The sequence below is a fragment of the Bacteriovorax sp. Seq25_V genome, assembly GCF_000447795.1.
Classification (GTDB): Bacteria; Bdellovibrionota; Bacteriovoracia; order Bacteriovoracales; family Bacteriovoracaceae; genus Halobacteriovorax_A.
Window position 1 is genome coordinate 202,846 of sequence record NZ_AUNI01000021.1, and the last position, 22,871, is coordinate 225,716.

20 protein-coding genes are annotated in these 22,871 nt (G+C 35.7%); 14 read left to right on the plus strand and 6 right to left on the minus strand.

Going from position 1 to position 22,871, the window contains the following annotated elements; genetic code table 11:
* Positions 1 to 110 precede the first annotated feature (110 nt).
* The 6 genes from M900_RS15695 to mfd form a co-directional block, all read right to left on the minus strand.
* Positions 111 to 878 (minus strand): RNA methyltransferase, encoded by a 768-nt coding sequence (locus M900_RS15695; RefSeq protein ID WP_021275890.1) that lies wholly within the window; start codon positions 876 to 878, stop codon positions 111 to 113.
* Entirely contained in the window at positions 875 to 3,697 is a 2,823-nt protein-coding gene (gene uvrA / locus M900_RS15700) for an excinuclease ABC subunit UvrA (RefSeq protein ID WP_021275969.1), read from the minus strand. The genes M900_RS15695 and uvrA overlap by 4 nt, the downstream gene beginning before the upstream one ends.
* Positions 3,681 to 4,598: a PdxA family protein gene (locus M900_RS17445; protein ID WP_021276040.1), complete on the minus strand. Its 918-nt coding sequence runs from the start codon at positions 4,596 to 4,598 to the stop codon at positions 3,681 to 3,683. The genes uvrA and M900_RS17445 overlap by 17 nt, the downstream gene beginning before the upstream one ends.
* Before the next feature lie 6 nt (positions 4,599 to 4,604).
* Positions 4,605 to 5,504, minus strand: a complete 900-nt coding sequence (locus M900_RS15710; protein WP_021275755.1) for a hypothetical protein — start codon at positions 5,502 to 5,504, stop codon at positions 4,605 to 4,607.
* Positions 5,505 to 5,568: 64 nt separating this feature from the next.
* The gene (locus tag M900_RS15715) at positions 5,569 to 6,378 is read right to left on the minus strand and encodes a peptidylprolyl isomerase (RefSeq protein WP_021275886.1); all 810 of its coding nucleotides are present in this window, start codon (positions 6,376 to 6,378) and stop codon (positions 5,569 to 5,571) included.
* A 57-nt stretch (positions 6,379 to 6,435) separates the two neighbouring features.
* Positions 6,436 to 9,942 carry a transcription-repair coupling factor gene (mfd, locus tag M900_RS15720; RefSeq protein ID WP_034733081.1) on the minus strand — a complete coding sequence of 1,169 codons (3,507 nt, stop codon included), beginning with the start codon at positions 9,940 to 9,942 and terminating at the stop codon, positions 6,436 to 6,438.
* Positions 9,943 to 10,128: 186 nt separating this feature from the next.
* Between mfd and M900_RS15725 the strand changes: the two genes are divergently transcribed.
* Genes M900_RS15725 through M900_RS15790 form a run of 14 tightly spaced genes read left to right on the plus strand, consistent with a single transcriptional unit; the run spans position 10,129 to position 22,849 of the window.
* Positions 10,129 to 10,545 carry an NADH-quinone oxidoreductase subunit A gene (locus tag M900_RS15725; protein ID WP_052600836.1) on the plus strand — a complete coding sequence of 139 codons (417 nt, stop codon included), beginning with the start codon at positions 10,129 to 10,131 and terminating at the stop codon, positions 10,543 to 10,545.
* A complete protein-coding gene (gene nuoH / locus M900_RS15730) occupies positions 10,545 to 11,747 on the plus strand; it encodes an NADH-quinone oxidoreductase subunit NuoH (RefSeq protein ID WP_021276042.1) in 1,203 nt (400 codons plus the stop codon). Before M900_RS15725 ends, nuoH begins: the two co-directional genes overlap by 1 nt.
* Before the next feature lie 20 nt (positions 11,748 to 11,767).
* Positions 11,768 to 12,298, plus strand: coding sequence for an NADH-quinone oxidoreductase subunit J (locus M900_RS15735; protein WP_021275737.1), 531 nt, complete (start codon positions 11,768 to 11,770; stop codon positions 12,296 to 12,298).
* Complete coding sequence (gene nuoK / locus M900_RS15740; RefSeq protein WP_021275835.1) at positions 12,295 to 12,600, plus strand: NADH-quinone oxidoreductase subunit NuoK; 306 nt, start codon at positions 12,295 to 12,297, stop codon at positions 12,598 to 12,600. The genes M900_RS15735 and nuoK overlap by 4 nt, the downstream gene beginning before the upstream one ends.
* Positions 12,601 to 12,621: 21 nt before the next feature.
* Positions 12,622 to 14,814 carry an NADH-quinone oxidoreductase subunit L gene (locus tag M900_RS15745; RefSeq protein WP_021275826.1) on the plus strand — a complete coding sequence of 731 codons (2,193 nt, stop codon included), beginning with the start codon at positions 12,622 to 12,624 and terminating at the stop codon, positions 14,812 to 14,814.
* A gap of 25 nt (positions 14,815 to 14,839) precedes the next feature.
* Positions 14,840 to 16,372 (plus strand): NuoM family protein, encoded by a 1,533-nt coding sequence (locus M900_RS15750; protein WP_232422295.1) that lies wholly within the window; start codon positions 14,840 to 14,842, stop codon positions 16,370 to 16,372.
* Positions 16,373 to 16,386: 14 nt separating this feature from the next.
* Positions 16,387 to 17,862, plus strand: coding sequence for an NADH-quinone oxidoreductase subunit N (locus tag M900_RS15755; RefSeq protein ID WP_021276024.1), 1,476 nt, complete (start codon positions 16,387 to 16,389; stop codon positions 17,860 to 17,862).
* A 2-nt stretch (positions 17,863 to 17,864) separates the two neighbouring features.
* A complete protein-coding gene (locus tag M900_RS15760) occupies positions 17,865 to 18,143 on the plus strand; it encodes a hypothetical protein (protein WP_034733084.1) in 279 nt (92 codons plus the stop codon).
* A 12-nt stretch (positions 18,144 to 18,155) separates the two neighbouring features.
* On the plus strand, positions 18,156 to 19,040 hold the full coding sequence (locus M900_RS15765) for a hypothetical protein (RefSeq protein ID WP_021275834.1): 885 nt from the start codon (positions 18,156 to 18,158) through the stop codon (positions 19,038 to 19,040).
* The gene (locus M900_RS15770) at positions 19,037 to 19,486 is read left to right on the plus strand and encodes a hypothetical protein (protein ID WP_021276067.1); all 450 of its coding nucleotides are present in this window, start codon (positions 19,037 to 19,039) and stop codon (positions 19,484 to 19,486) included. The genes M900_RS15765 and M900_RS15770 overlap by 4 nt, the downstream gene beginning before the upstream one ends.
* Positions 19,479 to 19,739, plus strand: coding sequence for a hypothetical protein (locus M900_RS15775; protein WP_034733088.1), 261 nt, complete (start codon positions 19,479 to 19,481; stop codon positions 19,737 to 19,739). Before M900_RS15770 ends, M900_RS15775 begins: the two co-directional genes overlap by 8 nt.
* The gene (locus M900_RS15780) at positions 19,736 to 21,037 is read left to right on the plus strand and encodes a hypothetical protein (protein WP_021275802.1); all 1,302 of its coding nucleotides are present in this window, start codon (positions 19,736 to 19,738) and stop codon (positions 21,035 to 21,037) included. Before M900_RS15775 ends, M900_RS15780 begins: the two co-directional genes overlap by 4 nt.
* Positions 21,034 to 21,882 (plus strand): hypothetical protein, encoded by an 849-nt coding sequence (locus M900_RS15785; RefSeq protein ID WP_021276037.1) that lies wholly within the window; start codon positions 21,034 to 21,036, stop codon positions 21,880 to 21,882. The genes M900_RS15780 and M900_RS15785 overlap by 4 nt, the downstream gene beginning before the upstream one ends.
* Complete coding sequence (locus tag M900_RS15790) at positions 21,872 to 22,849, plus strand: hypothetical protein (RefSeq protein WP_021275780.1); 978 nt, start codon at positions 21,872 to 21,874, stop codon at positions 22,847 to 22,849. The genes M900_RS15785 and M900_RS15790 overlap by 11 nt, the downstream gene beginning before the upstream one ends.
* Positions 22,850 to 22,871 lie beyond the last annotated feature (22 nt).

Consider the following 22,871-nt stretch of genomic DNA (forward strand, 5'->3'; position numbering starts at 1 on the left):
AGAAAACTTTAGGGTAATAGAGGTGATGTACCCGCATCACCTCTTCCTTATGTAACTTTATCAGTTTTAAAAATTCGATGCAATTAATTTTAAAAAGGTTCCTGGACACCTTAGGTATCTAGTGCATGATATAGGAATATAGAAGCGGCTGAAGCGGCATTTAAATGTGCAACGTAATTAGAAATTGGAATAAATAACTTTTCGTCGCATGCATCGATCACTTCCCTATCCATACCATTTCCTTCATTACCAATGACGATACATGTTTTGGAAGGGTATTTAATGTCTTTAATACTCTTAGCCCCGTCTTCATTTGCTGTTGCGAAGACTTGATAACCACTGGCCTGGAGTTTTGCGATCGTTCTAGGTAGATACTCGCTTCGGGCAACACGTACTTCAAATACATTACCCATAGATACACGAATACAACGACGCAGATAAGGTGAAGCACTTTTGTAATCATAAATAATAGAGTCGAATCCAAATGCTAAAGCTGCACGAGTCATTGTTCCAACATTTTCAGCACTCATGACACCATTGAAAATAAGAATGCGATCACCAAGATTATCGAGTGACGTAAAGTCAGGAAGTTCAATCAATGCCATGACACCATGGTGAAGATTAAACCCCACAATTTCTTCCATGATTTCTTTTGAAGCAACAAAGCTTTTCGTTGTATTTGCATCGATCACTTCCCTATTGGCTTCGTAGAATTCATGAGTCGATAAGGTTGCATGAACCATGAAATCTGAATTAAGGGCTTTGAGAACAACTTTCTCACTTTCTGCGATTGCAAGACCCTTATTGATTAGGTTCTTGTCTTTTACATTTTTAAAAATGTCTATTGCTTCGATATTTGAACTTGTTACTTCAATCATTTCTTTAAAACTTTTTTGAGGAAGAATCCTGTGTGTGAATTCTTAATTTTGCTAACTTCCTCTGGTGTACCAATAGCGACGATTTGACCGCCTCCTGAGCCACCTTCTGGGCCTAGGTCGATGATGTGATCAGAAACTTTAATAACATCCAGGTTGTGCTCGATAGTTAACACAGTATTGCCTTGATCCACAAGTGAGTTTATGGCCTTGAGTAAAACTTTAACATCCTCAAAATGAAGACCTGTTGTTGGTTCATCAAGAACATAGAGAGTGTGACCTTTTGTCTTTTTAGCGAGCTCAGTTGAGAGTTTTAAGCGCTGTGCCTCCCCTCCTGATAATGTCGTCGCAGGTTGACCTAGCCTCATATAGCCTAAACCAACGTCATTCATTGTCTTTAGAATACGTGAGACACGAGGATGGTTAGAGAAGAATTCGTAGCCCTCCTCTATTGTCATCTCTAGTACATCTGCAATATTTTTCCCACGATAGAGAACTGAAAGAGTTTCATTGTTGTATCTCTTACCGTTACATTCTGGACAAGTTACAAAAACATCTGGAAGAAAATGCATTTCAATTTTCTTGACGCCGTTACCTTCACACTCCTCACAACGTCCACCTTTTACGTTAAAACTAAATCTTCCCTGTTTGTAACCACGGATTTGGGATTCAGGAGTCATTGCGTAGAGTTTTCTTATGTCGTCAAAGAGACCCGTGTATGTTGCAGGATTAGAATGCGGTGTTCGACCGATTGGGCTTTGGTCAAGTTCGATAACAGATTTAAATTTTGATATACCTGTGATCGTTTTATAGTTTTTCTTATCATATAAAGACTTGTTCGCACGTGTTAAGGAAGTTTTAACAGCAGGAATTAAAATCTCATGTACTAACGTCGACTTCCCTGACCCACTCACACCTGTGATGCATGTTAAAATCCCATGAGGTATTTCGATGTCGAGATTTTTTATATTATTTTGGGTTGCACCTTTGAGTTTAATGGTTTCAGAATAAGGCTTACGCTCTTTTGGCACAGGTATGCATGTTTGTTCGTTTAAATATTTTGCAGTGATAGAGTTTTTAGCTTTTATGAACTCATCTTTGGTTCCAAGAGCAACGATCTCTCCACCGTGTACACCGGCTCCTGGGCCGATATCAATTATAAAGTCACTTGCCATCATTGTATCTTCATCGTGTTCAACAACCAGAACAGTATTACCAAGATCTCTTAAATCCTTTAATGTTTGGATGAGTTTCACGTTGTCACGTTGATGTAGTCCAATACTTGGCTCATCAAGAACGTAAAGAACACCAGATAGTGCTGAGCCAATTTGAGTTGCAAGACGAATACGTTGCGCCTCACCTCCAGACAAAGATCCAGCCGAACGATTGAGTGTAAGGTAGTCTAAACCTACGTCTACAAGGAATGATAGGCGGTTTTTAATTTCTTTTAAAAGTTTTTCTGCAATCTGCGCTTTAATGCCATCGAATTGAATTTTCTCGACAATTTGTTGTGTTTCTCCAATAGAAACTTCACAGAGGTCAATAATATTTTTATCATTGATCTTTGTAGAAAGGGCTATTGGGTTTAGACGACGACCATTACAGCTTGAACATAATTTAATCTTCATATAGTTTTCAAGTTCAATGCGAACTTTTTCAGATGAAGACTCCTTATACTTTTTATCAAACCAGTCTAGAATGCCAGGAAATGGCTTAGAGAATTCAAAATTAGAATTCTCTGATTTGAATTTATATTTATATACTTTGTCTGTCCCGTTGAAAATAATATCAAAATGTTTTTTTGAAATTTCCTTCAAAGGGATTTTAAGATCAATTTTTTCTTCCTTACAAACTGTTTCAACCATTTTGTTTAAAAAAGAATTCTTTTTTAAAATTGCTGGGATTGAACCAGAGAGGATAGGGAGGTTGTCATCAAAAATTAGCGAATCAATATCAAACTTTTTAGATTCAGCAAGACCGTTACATTCAGGACAAGCGCCAACAGGGGAGTTGAATGAGAAGAGACGTGGCTCAAGGTCTGGATATCTTTCACCTGTAATAGGGGAGAGGTTATGTTCAGAAAATCTTTTGATTTCGTCTTCGATTGCAATATGTGCAATGCCATTACCTAATTTATAAGCGTATTCAATAGAATCGGTGAGACGCTTTTCAACACCATCCTTTACAAGTACACGATCGATAACACAGTAAATCTCTTGGGATGCTTTGAGTTTGTTAACATCGGCGTCTTCAAGAAGATTAACCTCTCCATCTACCATAAAGCGCGAAAAGCCCATGGCACGGTACTTTGAAACCTGATCTTTTGTAGCCTTGATTGTTGATTCAGCAATTTGAATCATTATTTGTAACTTTGTTTTCTCTTTATTCTTTAGAAGTTCAGTCGTAATCTGGCCAGGTGTATAGCTTCTAATAATTTCCCCACTTTCTGGACAGTAGAGGTCTCCGGCACGTGCAAAAAGAACACGAAGGTAGTCATAGACTTCAGTTATCGTTCCAACGGTAGAGCGTGGATTTTTATTTGTCGTTTTTTGATCGATAGCAATAGCAGGGGAGAGCCCGGTGATAGACTCAACATCTGGAGCTTGTTGTTGTCCTAAAAACTGTCTTGCGTATGAAGAAAGGGATTCAATGTAGCGACGTTGTCCTTCAGCATATATTGTATCGAAAGCAAGTGAACTTTTTCCTGAACCAGAAGGGCCAGTAATAACTGTTAATGTATTTTTAGGAATGTTAACGGATACATCCTTGAGATTATGTACACGCGCTTTGTGGACTTTAATAAAATCATTTTGATTCTTCATTACTAATCCTATTAGAAATATTGTGGGCCATCTTTAAAACATAGTAACAGCCCATGTAGTCAGCTACGTTCTTACCATAGAGTTCGAATGCTGTCCCATGATCAACACTTAGACGAATGTAAGGCAGACCGAGTGAAATATTTGCACCAATGGTCTTATGTAGACTTTTAAAGGGCGCTAGGCCTTGATCATGATACATATAAACGAATAAACGATCGTGACTAAATTTATTTGTAATAAGAAGACCATCGGCAGCTAGTGGACCTTTAATCGTTACGCCATCAATAGGGGATAGCTGAATTGCGAGCTCTTCCTTTCCAAGGCGTCCACCCTCGCCAGCATGGGGGTTAATTCCTGCAACAAAAACTTCCTTGATGATGCCAAAATATTTTTTATATTTATCAACACAGAGTTTTATTTTTGTGTTGATAAGTTCAGAAGATAAAGCCGTTGGAACTTCAGCAAGACTGATGTGGTCAGTGATGAGAAGAACATTAGCATCTTCGGACTTAAAGAACATATCAACTTCTGTCTGATAAACAGCTCTGAAATATTCTGTGTGACCATTGTAGAAATGGTCTTTGTATTTTACCTGATCTTTAGTAGTAGGAAGAGTCACCAGAATATCATTGGCGCGACAAAGCTCAACCGCTTTATCCAGCGCTAGTGTGGTTTGGTAGTCATCGCCAATAAAAATACAGCTGAGTTTAAATCCGCATATATCAAAAGATTTTCCATCACATGAGATGGGCAGATTTAGAATTTTGGCCGTACTTAGTACAGATTTCTTGTTACAGATGAATATAATTTCAGATTGCTTAGCAGGGGACAGGAGTAGGAAGCTTTTTAAAAAGACTTCGATTCCTATTCCTTTTTCATGTCCCTGCGTTACATAGATCATTTTGATTTAGTATTTTTTGACGTAGTTGTTACCAAGTTCTCTTTCAAACCAAAGGCGAGTAACTTCAATTGCTTTCTTTTCATAAAGTTTTCCGCGGAGACGGTCTTTCGCGCTTAAGAAAAGTTCAGACTCAACAACATCTCTATTTTTTACAAAGAAGATATGTACTTTCCCAAACATCATTAGTGGGTCTGTAAATTCACCTTCTCCGGCCTTCTTGATAAGGTTCTGTAGTTCTTTAGTAAGACCTTCTTCAGAGATGTCACCAAGCGTATTGGACTCGATAGAGTTATATTTTCTTGGTAGTGGAGATCCCTTTTGAAAGTCGATCATTGTCTTCTTGAAGTCATTCCAATCTTTAGCTGGAAGCTTTTCAGGTTCAATTGCAAAATCAACAAGTGTGTATTTAAAAGAAATTGTTTTGTTGTTTACGTTTTCTTTGAAAAACTCGTTTTTGATTTCTTGTTCTCCAACAGAAACTAGAGGGATGATTACACGTGAATTAAAAATATTAAATTCGATTGCTTCACGTGTGATTTCAAAGAACTCATCATAGTTTGTTTTGTTGCCTTTTAAGAATGCAAGAAGTTCTGTTCTTGAAAGACCAAGCTTTTGCTCTCTTTCTTTAATCTCTGATTCTACTTGAGCATCACCGATGACATAACCAAGTTCTTTGAGCTTGTCGCGAATAATGTATTTTCTAATGACAAGATCAATAATTTCATCGTCACTGTATGATTGCTTACCGTAAATAAACGGTGAAACGCTTCTGCGAGCATCAAGACTTGCTTGAATTCTTTTAACTGATGAAAGTGTGATGATTTCGCTATTAATTACAGCAGATATTTTATCTAATAACTTAGCTTGAACTGTGAAAGTGATGGCTAAAATGAGCAAAAGCCTCATGAGAACTCCTATCTTATAAACTTAGTTAAAAGATAGCCTTTCAATGAGGCTTATTCAAGTGAAATTACTTTAGATTAGGGTCTAGAACTTTAACAGTTGCGCTTTTTCTTAGCTTTGCAAAATAATTATCGATTATCTTGTCACGCTTTTGGTCATAGACAAATTTTTGGTAAGCTGGCTTATTAATGTCCTTAAATTCTTTTACCCCAAGAATTTTCACAATGTGGTAACCATATTGAGTTCTTACTGGAGTTGTAATAAATCCAACTTCTTTACCCTTGATTGCCTTGTAGTATTCTGGCGCATAGAAAAATGCTGGTTGGTATCCAACATCTCCACCAGTTTCGGCGTTAGGCGACTGAGAATATTTATTTGCTAATTCAGCAAATTTCTTTGGATCTTTTTTAACTTGTTCGTAAATTTCAAATATTTTCTTTTGAGCTTCACTAACTTCTACCTCCGAAGGTGCAACTCTAACTCTTAAAAGAATATGAGCTGTTCTATATTCAGGGAAGTCTTTGTAGAAAGCCTCTACGTCTTTATCTGTTACGTTAATTCTTTGAAATTCAGGTTCAAGATCTTTCGATACCTGTGCATTGAATAGAACTTCTTCCATTTTTTCTAAAACAACAGGATCTTTGTCGAGCTTGCTTTTCTTCGCACGATCAATTCCAATTTCCTTGTTGATGATATCATCAAGAACTTTTTTCATCGTTACGACTTCATTAGAAACTACATATCTATTAAGTAGGTATGCCTTATCTAAATCTGATTTTGTAATTTTCTTTCCGTTTACTTCAGCAACGACAGGGTCTTTTGTTTCAGCAAAAGAAATTAGTGCGATTGCAGAAATAAGAACAAATTTTCTAAGCATTGTTCAGTCCTTTTTAGTATTATCCTTATCCTATTGTAACAAGATCTAATAAAAACACTAACATGGAACAATTTGCTCAGCAATCTCCTTACAAAACTCTACTAAATAACTCGGAGATACCTTTTCAGTGTGGGTATAAATGAGCTTAAAGTCCGGTGTGAACTTGTATTTACGCGTTCTTTTGATAAAGGCATCAACAATATTATTTCGAAGGTCTTCATTAACATCGAGTAAACTTTTTTCAAAAGTAAGAATGATACTTTTGTCGAGAACTTGCACCGATTTAAGAGCAAGTGGTAGGAGTTGAACACGAGCATAGAGAATTGAGAAAAGGCTATTAAGCTCTTCTGGTAATGGTCCATAAATATCGTAAAATTTCTCTTCGATTTGTTTGATACTATCTTCTGATTTGGCATTAGAAAGTTGCTTGTAAAACTTAAGCCTTTCTGATGCATCCGAAACATAATGGGCCGGGATAAACGTCGCAAAAGGAGTGTTGATTTCAATATCTTTATGAACGATCCTCTTTTCACCACGTAGCTCTTGAATCGCTTCAGTAAGTAATTCCATGTACAGCTCAAGACCAATTGCCTCTATATGACCAGATTGTTGAGCACCAAGAATATCTCCTGCGCCACGTATTTCAAGGTCGCAATTTGCGATTTGAAAACCAGCTCCCATATCTGCATATGTTTGTAACGCCTTCAATCTTTTTGCTGCAATTTCATTAATTGGTTTGGTACTAGGAATGACAAAGTAAGCGTATGCCTTCTTGTCTGAACGGCCGATACGACCACGAAGTTGGTGAAGCTGAGAAAGACCGTACATATCAGCACGATCAACAATCATTGTGTTTGCATTAGGAATATCAATCCCTGATTCGATAATCGTCGTCGAAACAAGAATTTGATAATGACCCTTATAAAAAGCTGAAATACGTTCTTCGAGTTCTTTCTCTGCCATTTGTCCGTGAGCAAAAACAATATTTGCTTCGGGGACAAGCTCTCTAATGTAGGCAACATAATTTTCCATGTCTTGCACACGATTATGAACAATAAAAACTTGGCCACCACGTTTAAGCTCACGTTTAATTGCTGTCTGAAGAGTGTGATCATCTTCTTTAATTAAATATGTCTTTATCGACTGACGACGAGGTGGAGCTGTCTTAATAAGTGCAAGATCCTTGAGACCAAGAAAAGATAATTGAAGAGTTCTTGGAATTGGTGTCGCAGTAAGAGTTAAAAAATCAACAGATGATTTTAAAAGTTGTAACTTGCTCTTGTGAGCAACACCAAATCGTTGTTCTTCATCGACAATAACAAGACCAAGGTCTTTAAACTTAATTTGGCTCGATAGAAGTTTATGCGTCCCAATAATGATATCAATTTTACCCGATTCTAAATTTTCTTTTGTCTCTTTCTCTTCTTTGCCTTTTTTAAATCTCGAAAGGAAGTCGATTGAGACGGCAAAGTTTTTGAATCGTTTAACGAAAGAATTATAATGTTGAAGTGCTAATACTGTCGTCGGAACAAGTACAGCGACTTGTTTCTTATCAAGGACTGCCTTGTAGGCAGCACGCATAGCAACTTCAGTTTTTCCAAAGCCTACATCTCCACAGACTAAGAAATCCATGGCCGTAGGGCTTTGCATTTTATCAATAATTGATTCTATAGCCTGACTTTGATCTGGAGTTTCGTTAAACGGAAAGTCGAGCTCAAATTCTTTAAAATCATGATCTGGAGGTGAGAAAGAAAATGCTGGGGAAGATTGTCTTTCGGCCTGGAGTTTAATCAAATCGAAGGCAAGCTTTTTAACACTTTCCTTAGCCCGTGCTTTAACTGCAGAAAATTTATTTGTACGTAAACTATCCAAGGTAACAGTAGCTGTCGCATCTGCATACTTTTGGATAAGATTCATTTTATAAATTGGAATGAAAACTTTATCTTTTTCTTTGAAAGTTAAAACCAGATAGTCAGTTTTGGATTCACCAACTTCCATTGCTTCAAGGCCTTGGTATTGACCGACTCCATGCTTGGCATGGATAACGTAGTCGCCAGGCTTAAGTGAAGCGAGCTGCTCAGCGAAGAGATCGTAGTTAACTTCTTGTTTAACTTTAATTTTGTCGCGTTTGACTGCAAAGAGGTCACTATCTGCAATAACCAGAGTTTTTTCGCTATCGTAGTAAAATCCATGTTCTAACTTAAACTTCAAAAATTTAATTCTTTTTAAAATATCCTGAGGAAATTCTAGAACTTCGAGAATGTGAGAAATTTCATTCTTAGAGTTATCATTTTGATAGGTGAAAATAATATTTCCACTATGTTTAAATTCATCCTTGATGAAGGATAGAGTATTTCGAAGGAGTTCCTGCTTTGAAGCCCCAAGTTGAATATGGTTTGAAAAATATTGTCTCGAGTTTTCGATTCGAATATCAACATGATTATCATCTTCATCAAAATGTGTATGCACCTTAATATGATTTACATCAAGCTTATGAAAAGCTTTAACTTTCTTAATAAGATCATCCTCAAAAAGATGTTCGTATGTAGGAAGAAGGGCTTCAGCATCGTGCTCAATATAATCTTCATAATCAACGCGAAGTGATTCCTTGAACTCAAGTAGTTTATCTTCAACTTCATCAGAGTTAATAAAAGTTATAATGTCGGTAGCTTCATTAAAGTAATCAAGTAGAGTTGAATTTGATTCAAAGAAAAGAGGTATATATACAGGATAGTTTTCAAATAACATCCCATCTGAAAGTTTCGAAAATAATTCTTTTCTAAATTCAAATTTTGTTTTTTGACCAGGTGTTGGCCTAAGCACCTTTTCACGAAGGACGTTGCTATATTTACTATCCGTTAAAATTCCTGGGGCTGCTGTAATTTTAACGGAATCAAGTTTTCGATCCTTGATTGTTTTTAAAGTCTCCTTGTCGACATGGAAAATCTCTTCAATCATATCGTCAAAATAATGAAGGCGAACTGGAGGATGCGAAATAGGGTAGATATCAAAAATTTCTCCCTTACGAGAGAAAGTACCTGGCTCTTCAACTGTATGACTTGAACTGTAACCACTTTGGACTAACTTACCTGCAAGCTCATCGGGAGAAATGATATCGCTTGTTTCAATCTTAAATGATGTTTCGTTGAAAAATGAGATTGGTGGCAACTTCATAGCTAGAGAGTCAATCGAAGTTATAAGGATATTCGTCTTGCTTGAGTCTAATAAAGTGTTAAGAACGCGAAACCTAAAAAATAAGCTCTTTTCTGAAGAGATAATGCCAGAAAAAGGTGACGCATCTAGTCCTGGAAAGTGAAGAAAGTTAACACTGTCGGAAAATATTTCTTGAAAGGATTTTTTCGCATTGTGATAAAAATTTTCGGCATCATCGTTAGTAGGAAATACTATTAATTTACTTTTCGTCGACAAGTGATGTTGTGACTCATGGCTAACATAGTTGATGAAATTCCATAGTGAGTGATCAAGACCATTGATCACTAAATGGCGAGAGCTCGATTGGGACCATGTGTTAAGTCTTGTGAGTAATGGGAGAAAAGTATTCATGTTTATGCATCCTATAGGTGTGACTCCTTATTAACATAAAATTATATTTAAGGCATCATTTTGTTTTGTGCGTTATTTTAAGAGTTGTGCTAAGCATATAAAAAAAGGGAGGCCAAAACATTTCCAAAGTGCTAGTTTTCGTGTAATCTTTTGTAGCTTAGTTTACTTGTTCATGGAGTTTAAAGAATGTCGTCACACAATCTTGATGTGTACATGCCGGTATTAATACTATTGGCGTTTGCAGTCATTATGGTAATAGGAGCGCTTCTAGTAGGGAAACTTATAAGACCTTCTAACCCAACCGATTTAAAATTAACACCATACGAATGTGGTGAGGAGCCTATTGGTTCTGCATGGTCTAACTTCAATGTTAGATTCTATGTTATCGCACTTGTGTTCTTAATCTTTGATGTTGAAGGTGCATTAATGTTTCCTGTCGCAGCAGTTTTTAGGAAGTTTGTAGAGATTGGTGAAGGCGGCGCAGTTTTAGCATCTTTTCTACTTTTCATTACGATACTAGCACTTGGTGTTGTGTATTGTTGGAAGAAAGGTGATCTTGACTGGGTAAAAAGTTATCAAGTTTCAGGTAAAAAGGATAAATAATGAACTCAACGGTTGTATCTTATTTATCACAAGCACCAGGATATGGTTTTTTAACTTCAAGACTCTCAGAAGTTCTAGGTTTTGATGCCACTGGAATTGTGAATTTCTTAATTTTCTTCATTGTTACATTTGTAATTGTAAACGTGATGGCCGCTATCGGTGGTTTAGGTACATATGCAGAGAGAAAAATTTCTGCCGATTTACAAATGAGACAAGGTCCAAACAGAGTTGGGCCTTTTGGTATTCTTCAATTCTTAGCTGACGGTGTGAAGATGATCCTTAAAGAGGACATCATTCCAAGACAAGCTGATAAGTTCATGTTTCACCTTGCTCCATTTTTATGTCTTGGTGGTGTATTCATGTCACTTGCGGTTGTTCCGTTTTCTAGTGGACTAGCATTAACAAATTTAAATATTGGTGTTTTCTACCTTCTAGGTGTTTCTTCACTTGTTGGTGTTGGGATTTTTCTTGGTGGTTATTCTTCAAACTCTAAGTGGTCAATGCTTGGTGGTATGAGAGGTGCCTCACAAATCGTTTCTTACGAAGTTCCAGTAACACTTACGATTTTATCAGTTGTTCTAATGGCCGGAAGTCTTTCATTTGATGTAATTACTGAGGCACAAGGTGGTTTCCCACACGAGTGGTTCCTACTTCATAATCCATTCACTTTTATTGGTTTCTTTGTTCTTTTTATTGGAGCACTTGCTGAAACTAATAGAGCACCATTTGACCTTCCTGAAGCAGAATCGGAACTAGTATCAGGTTACCATACTGAATATTCTGGGATGAGATTTGGTTTCTTTGCTCTTGCTGAATATATTGAAGTATTTGTTGTGTGTGGTGTTTGTGCTGCGCTTTTCCTTGGTGGATATAAAGTTCCTTTTGATCTTGGTTCTGGTGATTTCCTAGTTAAGGCTTTCCCATCAATTGAGCCAATGCTTGCTAAGCAAGTTGGTAATATTCTTCAACTTGGAGCTTTCGTTACAAAAACGTTAGCTCTTTATTATGTTGTTATCTGGATTAGATGGACACTTCCAAGACTTAGAGTTGACCATTTAATGGTTCTTTGTTGGAAGTACTTAACTCCAATTGCATTATTTAACCTAGTTGGTTGTGCAGTTTGGTTATATGCCTTCGAAGGTAAATCAATTTGGTATTTAATTTTTAAAAGTGGTGCAGCAGCAGCTGGTGCTCATCACTAAAATAGGGAAAGGGATTAAACATGTTTTTAAATATTATGTTTCTCTTGGCTGCGGGCGCGACAATCGGTGGATCATTCTTAACGGCCACTGCTAAAAACTTAATGCACGCATGTGTTTACTTACTACTTACACTTTTTGGTGTAGCTGGTCTGTATGCAACTTTAGGAGCGGACTTCTTAGCGGCAACACAATTAGTTGTTTATGCTGGTGGTGTTATTATCCTTATGCTTTTCGCCATCATGTTAACTGGTGGAGTTAGAGAGTTCGTTAACAAGTTTGGAATTGATAAAGTAGCTTCAATGGGGACAGTGAAAACTTACTCGATTGCAGGTTTCATGGTTCTAATCATGTCATTTGTTATCATGAAGATATTAGCTCCTGTGTTCAAGACTTATGCTCCAGGAGAGCTTCCTGCTTTTACAACAACAGTTGAAAAATTAGGAACGCTTCTAATTACTGACCATGTATTAGCATTTGAAATTTCTTCAATCCTACTTCTTGGTGCACTTATTGGTGCAGCAGTTATTTCAAGACCGGGGAGAACAAAATGATCAGTTTACCATCATATTTAATTATTTCATTTTGCCTTTTCATTGCTGGTTTAACAGTAATGATCGCAAGAAAGAATATCATTGCAATGCTACTTGGTATTGAACTTATTCTAAATGCGGCAGCACTTAACTTTGCTGCGTACACAAGATTTGTTAATCAAAATCTTGATGGGCATTTAATGTCTTTATTTATTATTGTTATCGCTGCTGCTGAAGCTGCGGTAGGGTTAGCGATTGTTATTAGATTCTTCCAGATTAAAGAGTCTATTCACATCGATGACGCAACTGAATTACAGAGCTAATAGGATTATAAGGAAATATATATGGATTATACGATCTCAAGTGTAGCACCAATTGTTCTCTTGCCATTTTTTGCTTTCGTTATTAACGCGTTCTTAGCAAGAAAGGGTGGTAAGGCAACTGTCGCTGCTGTATTTTTATCATGTGCCGCTATTGTTGGTTCATCATTTTATGCAATTAAGATCTTCAAAGACTTTGTTTTTGGAAATTACGCTGCAGATTACTACATTCACAAAGTATTTACTTGGTTCGACCTTACTGGTGGAGGGCAAGAATTTGCGGTGAATATGGGGATTTACATCGATAACATGGCAGCAGTAATGCTTCTTATGGTTACGGTTGTTGCAACGATGATTCACATTTTCTCTACGTATTACATGCACCACGATATGCACTATGGAAGAAATGGTAGATTCTTTGTTTATATGTCTCTATTTACTTCTGCAATGCTCGGTCTTGTGCTTTCAGATAACCTTTTCTCAGTATTTATCTTCTGGGAACTTATGGGATTCTGTTCTTACTCTTTAATTGGTTTTTACTACGAAAAAGAAAAGACAGGAAACGCAAGTATCAAAGCTTTCATGACGACAAGAATAGGGGATGTTTTCTTCCTTTTAGGAATTGTTGCTCTTTGGACACATATTGGTTCAGTTTCTTTTGTTGATTTATATGCTGCGATTGCAAACGGACTATTTGATGGTGCTAGTGTACTTGGTATTCCACTTGCTACATTTATTGCAGTTTGTATCTTCCTTGGAACTATTGGAAAATCAGCTCAATTCCCATTAAACGTTTGGCTACCAGACGCGATGAATGGACCAACTCCATGTTCGGCCCTAATTCACGCTGCTACAATGGTTGCTGCTGGGGTTTACTTATCTCTAAGAATTTATCCATTAATTGAACTTGGAAACCTAAACTACTTTGTTGCTTGTATTGGTGGTATCACAGCTCTTGGTGCTGCGACGATCGCTCTAGTGCAAACAGACTTCAAAGCAGTTCTAGCTTTTTCAACAATTTCTCAACTCGGATACATGGTTTTAGGTGTTGGTGTTGGATCATATAATGCTGCATTCATGCACTTAATTACTCACGCGATTTTCAAGGCTTGTTTATTCCTTGCTGCTGGATCGGTAATTCACTCGCTTCACGATCACCACACTCATGAGCACGTACAAGAAATGCCAAGAATGGGTGGTCTAAGACATAAGATGAAATTCACTTGGTTTGCAATGTGGTGTTGTACTCTTGCAATCGCTGGTGTTCCATTCTTCTCTGGTTTTGTTTCTAAAGATAGAATTCTTGGTGACGCGCTTGTTATGGCAACTCACGGACCGAAGTGGATTATCCCAACAGCTCTAGGATTTATCGGTGCATTCCTAACAGCATTCTATATGTGTAGAATGATGTTCTTAGCTTTCCACGGGAAGCCAAGAGATAAAGAAGTTTATGACCACTGTCATGAAGAGCACTTCTCTTGGAATAGAAACTTACCATTATTATTCCTTTCAGTGTTTACGCTAGGAGTTTGGTTTGCTGGATCTTTAACAGGTCAAGGACTTGTTAAGGTTGCTGATCCTCACCATGGAAAATATGAGTGGTTCCAGACATTAATTCAAAAGCCAGTTGTTTCGAAATTTGTTTCTTTACAAAAAGAACCATTCTCGCAACTTGATACAAGAGTTAAAAATAGTGCTGAGAAATCACAATATGACCACACATATGGTTTACCAGAAGATGAGGCTCACCATGTACATCACGTACATCAAATTGGTGCTATCGCTTCGATCTTTATTGCTCTCGGTGGTATCTTCGTAGCAGCGATGATGTATCTATGGAATAAGTGGAATCCAGGATTTTGGGTTAACACTTTCAATAGATATTATAGAACATTACAAAACAAATACTATATGGATGATCTTTATATTAAAGGATTTATTCAAGGGATGCTTCTACCGTTTAATAATCTACTATCAAGATTTGATATGGGATTCTACGACAAGTACGTAGTAGATGGTTGGGCCGTAGTTACTCGTTACCTTATGAATGTCTCGAAGTGGTTTGATAACTTATTCGTAGACACGATTATGGTTGATGGTACAGGTGCATCGGTTAGATTTTTCAACGTGATACTTAGGACAATTCAATCTGGAAAGATTCAGTTCTATATCATTATGATTGTATTAGTAATTTTTGGTTATATTTTAGCTTTATAAAATTTAGGAATTAAGGAGTTTACAGGTGAGCGGTCATTCTAATTTGCTAAGTTGGATTCTGTGGATGCCGATTGTTGGTGTTCTTGGAGTATTATTAATCCCAAGAACTAAAGAGACTTTAATTAGATTTTGGTCTCTTATTAACACGGTTATTACTCTAGCATTATCGGTTGTACTTTATATGAAGTTCGATACGACAACGCCAGGTATGCAAGCAGCTTTTACAATTAAAAAAGCATGGATCAGTCAGTTTAATATTTTCTACCACCTTGCGGTTGATGGTATTTCACTTCCAATGATCTTATTAACATCTTTACTTTTCTTTATCTGTATCCTTTCTTCATGGACAGTAAAGAAACAAGTTAAAGGTTACTTTGCATTATTTTTATTTCTTCAGTCGACAGTATTTGGAGTATTCCTTTCAATGGACTTCTTCTTATTCTACGTTTACTGGGAAGTTATGCTTATTCCAATGTTCTTCCTAATCGGAATTTGGGGTGGAGAAAACAGAGAGTATGCAGCTGTAAAATTCTTCTTATATACATTCTTTGGTTCTATTCTAATGTTAGTTGGTATGGTTGCTCTATACTTCGTAACTGGTCAAGGTGTTGATTCTTTCAATATTCTTGCTCTATCGGGTGGGAAGTTTGCAAACGAAACAGTTAATATGTTCGGCATGGCACTGCCATTCGCGAAAATATTCTTTGTCGCTCTATTTATTGGTTTTGCGATTAAAGTTCCTGTTTTCCCATTTCACACTTGGTTACCACATGCTCACGTTCAGGCTCCAACTGCGATCTCAGTTATCCTTGCTGGTGTTCTATTAAAGATGGGTACATATGGTTTCTTAAGAATTGCATTTCCAATCTTCCCAGGTGCTTCAGTTTACTTTGCTGATGCAATCGCTTGGCTAGGTTTAATTAATATCATCTACGGTGCATTCTGTGCGATGGCTCAAACCGATGTTAAAAAACTTGTTGCATACTCTTCAGTATCTCACATGGGTTTTGTTATGCTAGGTCTTGCAGCTATGACTGTTCAAGGTGTTAATGGAGCTGTTCTTCAGATGTTCAACCACGGAACTTCAACAGCTATGATGTTCCTTCTAATTGGTATTCTTTATGAAAGATCTCACCACAGATGGATTGTTAGACCAGATGGAACAAAAGGTTTTGGAGGTCTTTATACACAATTACCAAAATTCTCAATCATCTTTATTATCGCGATGTTCGCATCAATGGGATTACCAGGTCTTTCAGGATTTATCTCTGAAGCGCTAATCTTCCTAGGGATCTATAACAGATTTACAACAATTACTGTAATCGCGGTACTTGGTCTTCTTCTTGGTGCAGCTTACCTATTATGGATGTTCAAGAGAATGTTCTTTGGTGAAGTTATTGAAGAAAACAAATCATACACAGATGTAAATTCAAGAGAAATTTTCTACATGTTACCACTATGTGTTGCTGTTATCCTTTTTGGAGTTTACCCAGCACCACTACTTAACATTATGAAAGCTTCTGTTGGTAAATTAGTTTCTCTACTAGCTCAGTTCTAGTTAAAGGTGAAATAATGGCTTTAAAATATTTAGCAAGTATAAGTCACTACGTTCCAGAGCTGCTATTGTGTTTAACAATGGCGGCACTGATTCTAGTTGAATCAACTTATGATAATAATGTTAAAGGACGTTCGAAAGGACTTCTTTTTTCTACGGCCTTCCTTGGTTTAATTGCTTCTTTTTGCTACCTCGTAAAAGGACTTGGTGCTGCTCCTGTAAAGATCTTTACTGGTTCAGTTATAATCGATTCTTTTAGTACTTTCGCAAAAGGTATTATGTTACTTGGAACGGCTGCAGCGATTTACTTAGCTCAACAATCTAAGGATCTTTACGAAGAAACAAAAGCTGAATTTGTAATTCTAGCAATCGGTGTACTTATTGGTGGGATGCTACTAGCTTCTGCAAATAATATGCTAATCCTTTATATTGGTATCGAAACACTTTCGATCCTTTCTTATGTTCTAGCATCTTTAAGAAGAAACGATGAGAGATCTTCTGAAGCTGGTCTTAAGTACTCACTTTACGGTGGGGTAACTGCAGGTATCATGCTTTTTGGTATGTCTCACATGTTTGGTGTTCTTGGAACAATCAACTTTTCAGAGATTATTCCAGCAATGGCGAACCTAACAACTGAGCAAGCTTTAATTCTTATGCCATCATTTGTACTTTTCTTTGCTGGTATTGGTTACAAAATTGCTTGTGTTCCATTTCATATGTGGTCACCAGATGTTTACGAAGGTTCTCCGCTTCCTGTTACTAACTTCTTCTCAATCGTTCCAAAGATTGCAGGGATCGTGGCAGTTGTAAGAATAACAAACGTATTCTTTGCGGGTGATGCTTCAATCGTAAGAGAATCATGGGTTGTACTACTTATGATTATCGCAGCGATCACAATGACTGTTGGAAACGTATCAGCTATCGGCCAGAGATCAGTTAAGAGAATGTTAGCATTCTCAAGTATTTCGCACGCAGGTGTTATGCTACTTGGTGTTCTTTGTATTGATGAATTAGGTTCTAGAGCGATCCTATTTTATGCAGTAACTTACTTATTTATGACACTTGTTGCTTTCTACATTACTTCTTTTGTTCAGGATCAATATGGAAACGATCACTTCGAAAGATTCAGTGGGCTAATTAAGAAGCACCCTCTAATGGCGATCCTAATGACAACTGTAATGTTCTCACTAGCTGGGCTTCCTCCATTAGCTGGATTTGTGGCTAAGTTTAATATCCTCGCAGCAATTATTGCTAAGAAGTATTACGTACTGGCTGTAATCACTGCACTAAACTCTGTTGTATCTCTTTACTACTACATGAAAGTTGTAAGACTAATGGTACTAAAAGATTCAGAGTCTGAAGAGAGCGTTACTGGATTTACTGTACCAAACCAAATCGTTATTACTGTTTTCTCAATTCCAGTGTTTTTACTTGGTATTTTCTGGGAAAAGATCTTAATGATGGCCGGTGGAGCATTAATCCTTATTAAGTAATGATGAATATCTACTTAATTATCACAGTTCTTTTTATAATTTCACTCGGGGTAGCTTTGATCTACCCCTTGTTTTTCTCACGACCAAATATTCAAACAAATCTAAGAATTAAACAAAGAGCAATCTATAAGTCTGAGATGTCTTCTCTTGTTAAAAGTGCTCTTTGGGCAATATCACTGCTTTTAATATCTTGCTTCTTTGGATCTGTAACTATTGATTATTCGAAAGAGTTCTATTCAATTTTGATCATCGCTGTTACAATTTTAGCAGTTATTCTTTAAAAGTTGGTATCAATGTTTAACTTATTAGTATTATCTTTTTTAATACTTTTAATAGTATTCGCAACATTTAAAATCTTCAAAGTCGAAGGTCTTCGTTCGATCTCTATTCAGAGATATATATCTCTCTCTAAGCAGAGTCGTAGTTATGATTTTTCATCATATATAGTAAGAGTATTTCAAATTATAATCTCTTTAATAATGTTCTTTGTGATTATTTATGATTTTGGTGAATCGAATATTCTTTACAGAAAGATATCCATTACAGAGTTGCTTTTATTTTTTACATTCGATTTTATTTGCTTAAGCTATTTAAACTTCAAAAGTATTAAGCAGAAAATTGATCTACTCTCACATATTAGATCGACACTCTACATAATCTCTACACTGATTATTATTTCGATGATTCTGCACTTCTATAGTTTAAGCCCAGTAATCTCGCAAATTATCACCAAGCAAAATCAGTTAATGTTCTTTGTTCCAAAGTGGAATGCAATAATGTTAGCTCCAGTATTTTGGATATTCATTTTGATTATTAAAGATAGTCAAAGACAGATAATTAAAAGTCCTGGCGAGTATGAGATTATTGATTACCAAAATATGATTTTGCTTTATGCAAGGCTAATGATTTACGGAGTTGTTTTGGTTCTCCTGTTTGCAGGAGGAGATACTTCACTTGGTCTGTTTGATCGGTTTAATATGAACTCATTTCAACTTGAATTACTTCAGAAATTTGTATTCTTAGTTAAATATATAGTCATGATTTATATTTTAAAGTGGACACATAATCTTACAGTTTCTAAATCACTTTCTGAGGCTTTGAAGTCCAGCCGGTTATATGTTCTTGTAACAATGCTTACATTTATTATTGTATGTGTAATTAAGGTGTATCAACTATGATCGCTATTCAAATTTTGACAATTATTATACTGGTCGCTTTTTATACAATGAAGGATTCAAAAATTTCAACTGCTCTTTCACTTGTTGGAACAATCTTGTTAGTTATATCACTCGAAAATAATTCAGAAGTTTTTATGACATACTTCTGTATCTTATCGTTGGTGTTTTTCCTTGTGCTATCTACTTTTGCACATACCTTCCCATCACTACAAGAAGAGAAGTCATTTGGTATGAATAGATATGGGCTTGTAACAAAACTGATAGTTATTATTTTACTTATTGCCTTATTGAATATTTTAAACTCGTCATCATTTAACTTCTTTGAACCTGATAAGGCCGTTGATATTTCACAGAAGCTTACAGCACAAAGATTAATTAAGATATTTGCTCCAATGCTAATGGTAATATCTATCGTTTTCTCACAGTTGAGGGATTCTAATGACTAGTACGATATTAGAATATTTTCCATATATATCTATGTTGTTAATCATTGTAACAGTACCACTTCTTTTAACGACAAGTTACAAAAAGAGAGTAAGCTCACTTTTTCAAATAATTATTATATTAGTATCGATGGTGGATAAGAAAATGATGGAAATAGGGGAAGTCTCTGAATACAGATTTCTTATTTATTTAATTCCTACCCTGGTTCTCTTTTTCTATTTTTATATCTACGCAAAGGCGAAGCTAAAAGTATGATTTATCTAATATTGTTTTTAATATTTACAGTTAGTGTCTCATTCTTAGCGAATAAGCAAAGTTTTGAGAAATATATATTTCCTGTGATCAGCATTATCTTGTTTATGACCCTAGGATTTAAAACTTGGGCAAATGAGAGCGTGACGATTGGTTTGGTTGCGATTTCAATTTATACGCTTTTTGGTTTCAAGAAAATTTCTTCACCTGCTGCAATGCTTGGGCTTGCGAGTCTTTTGGGGTCTTACCTGGGAATTTCTTTTGCAGAATCGATTGTGATGACGCTGATATTTACCAGTATCGATTATATTGCTCAAAAGCGAGCGAGAACACTTGTTCCACTGGCACTGGCTTCGTGCGCTTTAATCTTTAGTTCATTTGTTTTTAGCGTGCTTTTCGTGGTTTATGTTTTAATTTTCTTAGAGGACAAGGATACCCATTGGGCCATCTTTATGATGCTACTTTTAAGTTTAAACAACCAAATATTTTACCACTTTAAATATGCACAATTTTTAATACCAGTATTTTCTTTGGTCGCAGTCGTTTTATACAATCATAAAAAGAATAATAATCTACAAATATTTACAATCTCATACTTTAGTTTGTTGAGTTTAAATGAATATAATGCTGTATTGCTACTTTGTACGACATATTTTGTATCAGTTTCGGTTTTTGAGTTATTAAGACTTGAGCTTAAGAGAAATGATTTTACTAAATTCAAGGCTATAGATCTTGCGAAGAATATGTCATCTCTTATAAATCCTTGTGTAATAATCTCATTAGGTCTTCTTGCTGATCATGGAATGGCCCTAGGCTTGGTTGTTCTAGTGCTTGCAATAATGAATATAAAGAGGGTTAAGTCATTTGATATCAAGGCTTATGACTTCTACATAACATGTATGATTAGTTTCTTAATTCTTATTACTATCCTACAACCATATACAGAAGGTTTTTATGCCTTTGGTTTTTCTAAAAAATACGGAGTAAGTTTCTTCTACAAGAGTTTGTATCTTCCGTTTCTTTTACAAATCTTTTTCTTGTTCTCGGGTGCTCTTTGGAATTATTTTAAAATCGATAAGACAAGATTTAAGTCACTACTTGTACAATATGAGATTGTGAATAGTTATAGACATCGATATTTGAATGAAAGCTTGGAAAGAACATTTAATTCTGAAATTAGAATGCAACCTATATCATTTAAACCATTCCCAAAAGCGAAGCTTCCATTTGGTGATGCATGGTCTCTTTTGTCATTTTTTGCTGTTTTATTTCTTGCGATAAAACTGGTGGTTAGTCTATGAAAAAGACTTATTTAATCAAGAGTATAATAGTCTTAATGTATGCCATAGTTTCATTGATTGTATTTACTTTTATGAATATCAATGAGGCTAGTAAGTTGGCTCTTGTTGAGTATTATGGAATTCTTAAGAACTTTGATTTTGCACTAGCTGTAAATATTAATACGATTCTTTTTCTTCCTTTTGTTCCAATCTACTTCATTAATGGACCATTAAAAAAATTTTTACTGGCTTCAGTTTTTGCAGTGTTTTTATTACTGACTTTTAGTGGCTGGTTGTATGTTGTGTTAGCTATTGCGGTTGTTGATCAGCTAGAAAATTTTGGGAAAGTACAAGTATATAAAAACTTATTGATGCAGATAATTCTCGTGGTTGGTATGAATATTATGTTCGGCCAAGATCTAAAGTTGTCTTTAGTTTACATAAGCGCGATTTACTTACTGCTAATGAAGAGGAATATCCTTATTGATTTTATCTTTGCTGTTTGGTTAATCAATATAAGCTTCACTCCAGTTGAATACTGGATTTTATTACCATTCTTGGCCATTACGATATTCAAAGAATTAGTTCTAACGAAGTCTAGTGACTATATGCGAGCAATTTTTTGGGCCTTCTTATTACTTGGAGTTGCTAAAGAGTGGATTGCTTTGTCATTCTTAATTCTTCTGATCTCCTCAAAGAGAAATGAGCTTGGCCTGACGACAAGGGTGATGAATACGCTTTCGATTGTGTTTATTACGTTCTCTTTAGTATTATTAAATTTTCCGAATGAATTGAAAATTTTTATCTGTGGTGGCTTACTAGCATATTTATTTGCGAAAGAGACAGAGGTTGAATATGGATATTGAGTTTTACTCTTTATTTCTTTGTTACCCATTAATGCTTTTATTACAGAAAGTATTCTCTGGACATGAGAGTATTAAAAGAGCATTCTTAAAAGTTGCTCCTTGGCTCTTACTAGTTATCTTTCACTTACTTTTCATTCCTTATATGGTGAGAAATAGTGAATACATTCTCTTAACAATTCTTTCTTCAATTTATTTATTTGCTGTGCATGAAAACCGTACAACCCTATCATCAATCTTTAGAGATTTTACGATTTTTTGGATGTCGGCTACTTGTCTTACCGTTTTCTTAAAATTCTCGAATGCGATTTACTTGATTGGTATTCTTCCAATATTTGCAATGAAACAGGATTCAATTAGATCTACAACTCGCTCACTTTTGTGGATTGTTTGTATATTTTTAATGTTACTTATATCTGAGATTGATGTCGGGAAAGGTCTATTCATTAAGGAATATTTCCTTGAGATATTATTTCTCCTTATATTTATATTTTTCACTAACATTAAAAGTGGAAATATTAGATCACTACAATACTATGTTTTAACTCTCGGGTGTTTTAATTCATTGATCACACATTACTCATATATTCCTTATACTTTTAAGTATATTTTTATTGGGGTACAAGTGTTTACCCTGCTACGATTCTACGTAGAAAAAAGAGTTCAGAATCTGATTCTTACCACACTGTGTTTTACAATCTTAATAATCCCTTCAATATCTGCAATTTCTAATCTACAGATTTGTTTGATGATTTATGTCGGTTTTATGGTGATGAAAGAGTTCATTAAGAATGTTCAAATTCAGCGTTATGTACAGGTAATCTTGAGTACATTTGTAATTTATTTAGTTTTTGCAGGTATAGAAAATATCGATATGCTAACTAAATTTTCTGGATTTATCTTAATTGTAAATATTTTGATAGCAGGCTATCAAAAGCTCATGATATCAGATACTTTTGTCCATTCTTGATTTTTATGCGCACTGCAAAGAT

Excerpts from the sequence above, each read along its gene's own strand:
- M900_RS15695 (WP_021275890.1), bottom strand. The coding sequence starts at position 878 with ATGATTGAAGTAACAAGTTCAAATATCGAAGCAATAGACATTTTTAAA.
- uvrA (WP_021275969.1), bottom strand. The coding sequence starts at position 3,697 with ATGAAGAATCAAAATGATTTTATTAAAGTCCACAAAGCGCGTGTACAT.
- M900_RS17445 (WP_021276040.1), bottom strand. The coding sequence starts at position 4,598 with ATGATCTATGTAACGCAGGGACATGAAAAAGGAATAGGAATCGAAGTC.
- M900_RS15710 (WP_021275755.1), bottom strand. The coding sequence starts at position 5,504 with ATGAGGCTTTTGCTCATTTTAGCCATCACTTTCACAGTTCAAGCTAAG.
- M900_RS15715 (WP_021275886.1), bottom strand. The coding sequence starts at position 6,378 with ATGCTTAGAAAATTTGTTCTTATTTCTGCAATCGCACTAATTTCTTTT.
- mfd (WP_034733081.1), bottom strand. The coding sequence starts at position 9,942 with ATGAATACTTTTCTCCCATTACTCACAAGACTTAACACATGGTCCCAA.
- M900_RS15725 (WP_052600836.1), top strand. The coding sequence starts at position 10,129 with ATGTCGTCACACAATCTTGATGTGTACATGCCGGTATTAATACTATTG.
- nuoH (WP_021276042.1), top strand. The coding sequence starts at position 10,545 with ATGAACTCAACGGTTGTATCTTATTTATCACAAGCACCAGGATATGGT.
- M900_RS15735 (WP_021275737.1), top strand. The coding sequence starts at position 11,768 with ATGTTTTTAAATATTATGTTTCTCTTGGCTGCGGGCGCGACAATCGGT.
- nuoK (WP_021275835.1), top strand. The coding sequence starts at position 12,295 with ATGATCAGTTTACCATCATATTTAATTATTTCATTTTGCCTTTTCATT.
- M900_RS15745 (WP_021275826.1), top strand. The coding sequence starts at position 12,622 with ATGGATTATACGATCTCAAGTGTAGCACCAATTGTTCTCTTGCCATTT.
- M900_RS15755 (WP_021276024.1), top strand. The coding sequence starts at position 16,387 with ATGGCTTTAAAATATTTAGCAAGTATAAGTCACTACGTTCCAGAGCTG.
- M900_RS15760 (WP_034733084.1), top strand. The coding sequence starts at position 17,865 with ATGAATATCTACTTAATTATCACAGTTCTTTTTATAATTTCACTCGGG.
- M900_RS15765 (WP_021275834.1), top strand. The coding sequence starts at position 18,156 with ATGTTTAACTTATTAGTATTATCTTTTTTAATACTTTTAATAGTATTC.
- M900_RS15770 (WP_021276067.1), top strand. The coding sequence starts at position 19,037 with ATGATCGCTATTCAAATTTTGACAATTATTATACTGGTCGCTTTTTAT.
- M900_RS15775 (WP_034733088.1), top strand. The coding sequence starts at position 19,479 with ATGACTAGTACGATATTAGAATATTTTCCATATATATCTATGTTGTTA.
- M900_RS15780 (WP_021275802.1), top strand. The coding sequence starts at position 19,736 with ATGATTTATCTAATATTGTTTTTAATATTTACAGTTAGTGTCTCATTC.
- M900_RS15785 (WP_021276037.1), top strand. The coding sequence starts at position 21,034 with ATGAAAAAGACTTATTTAATCAAGAGTATAATAGTCTTAATGTATGCC.
- M900_RS15790 (WP_021275780.1), top strand. The coding sequence starts at position 21,872 with ATGGATATTGAGTTTTACTCTTTATTTCTTTGTTACCCATTAATGCTT.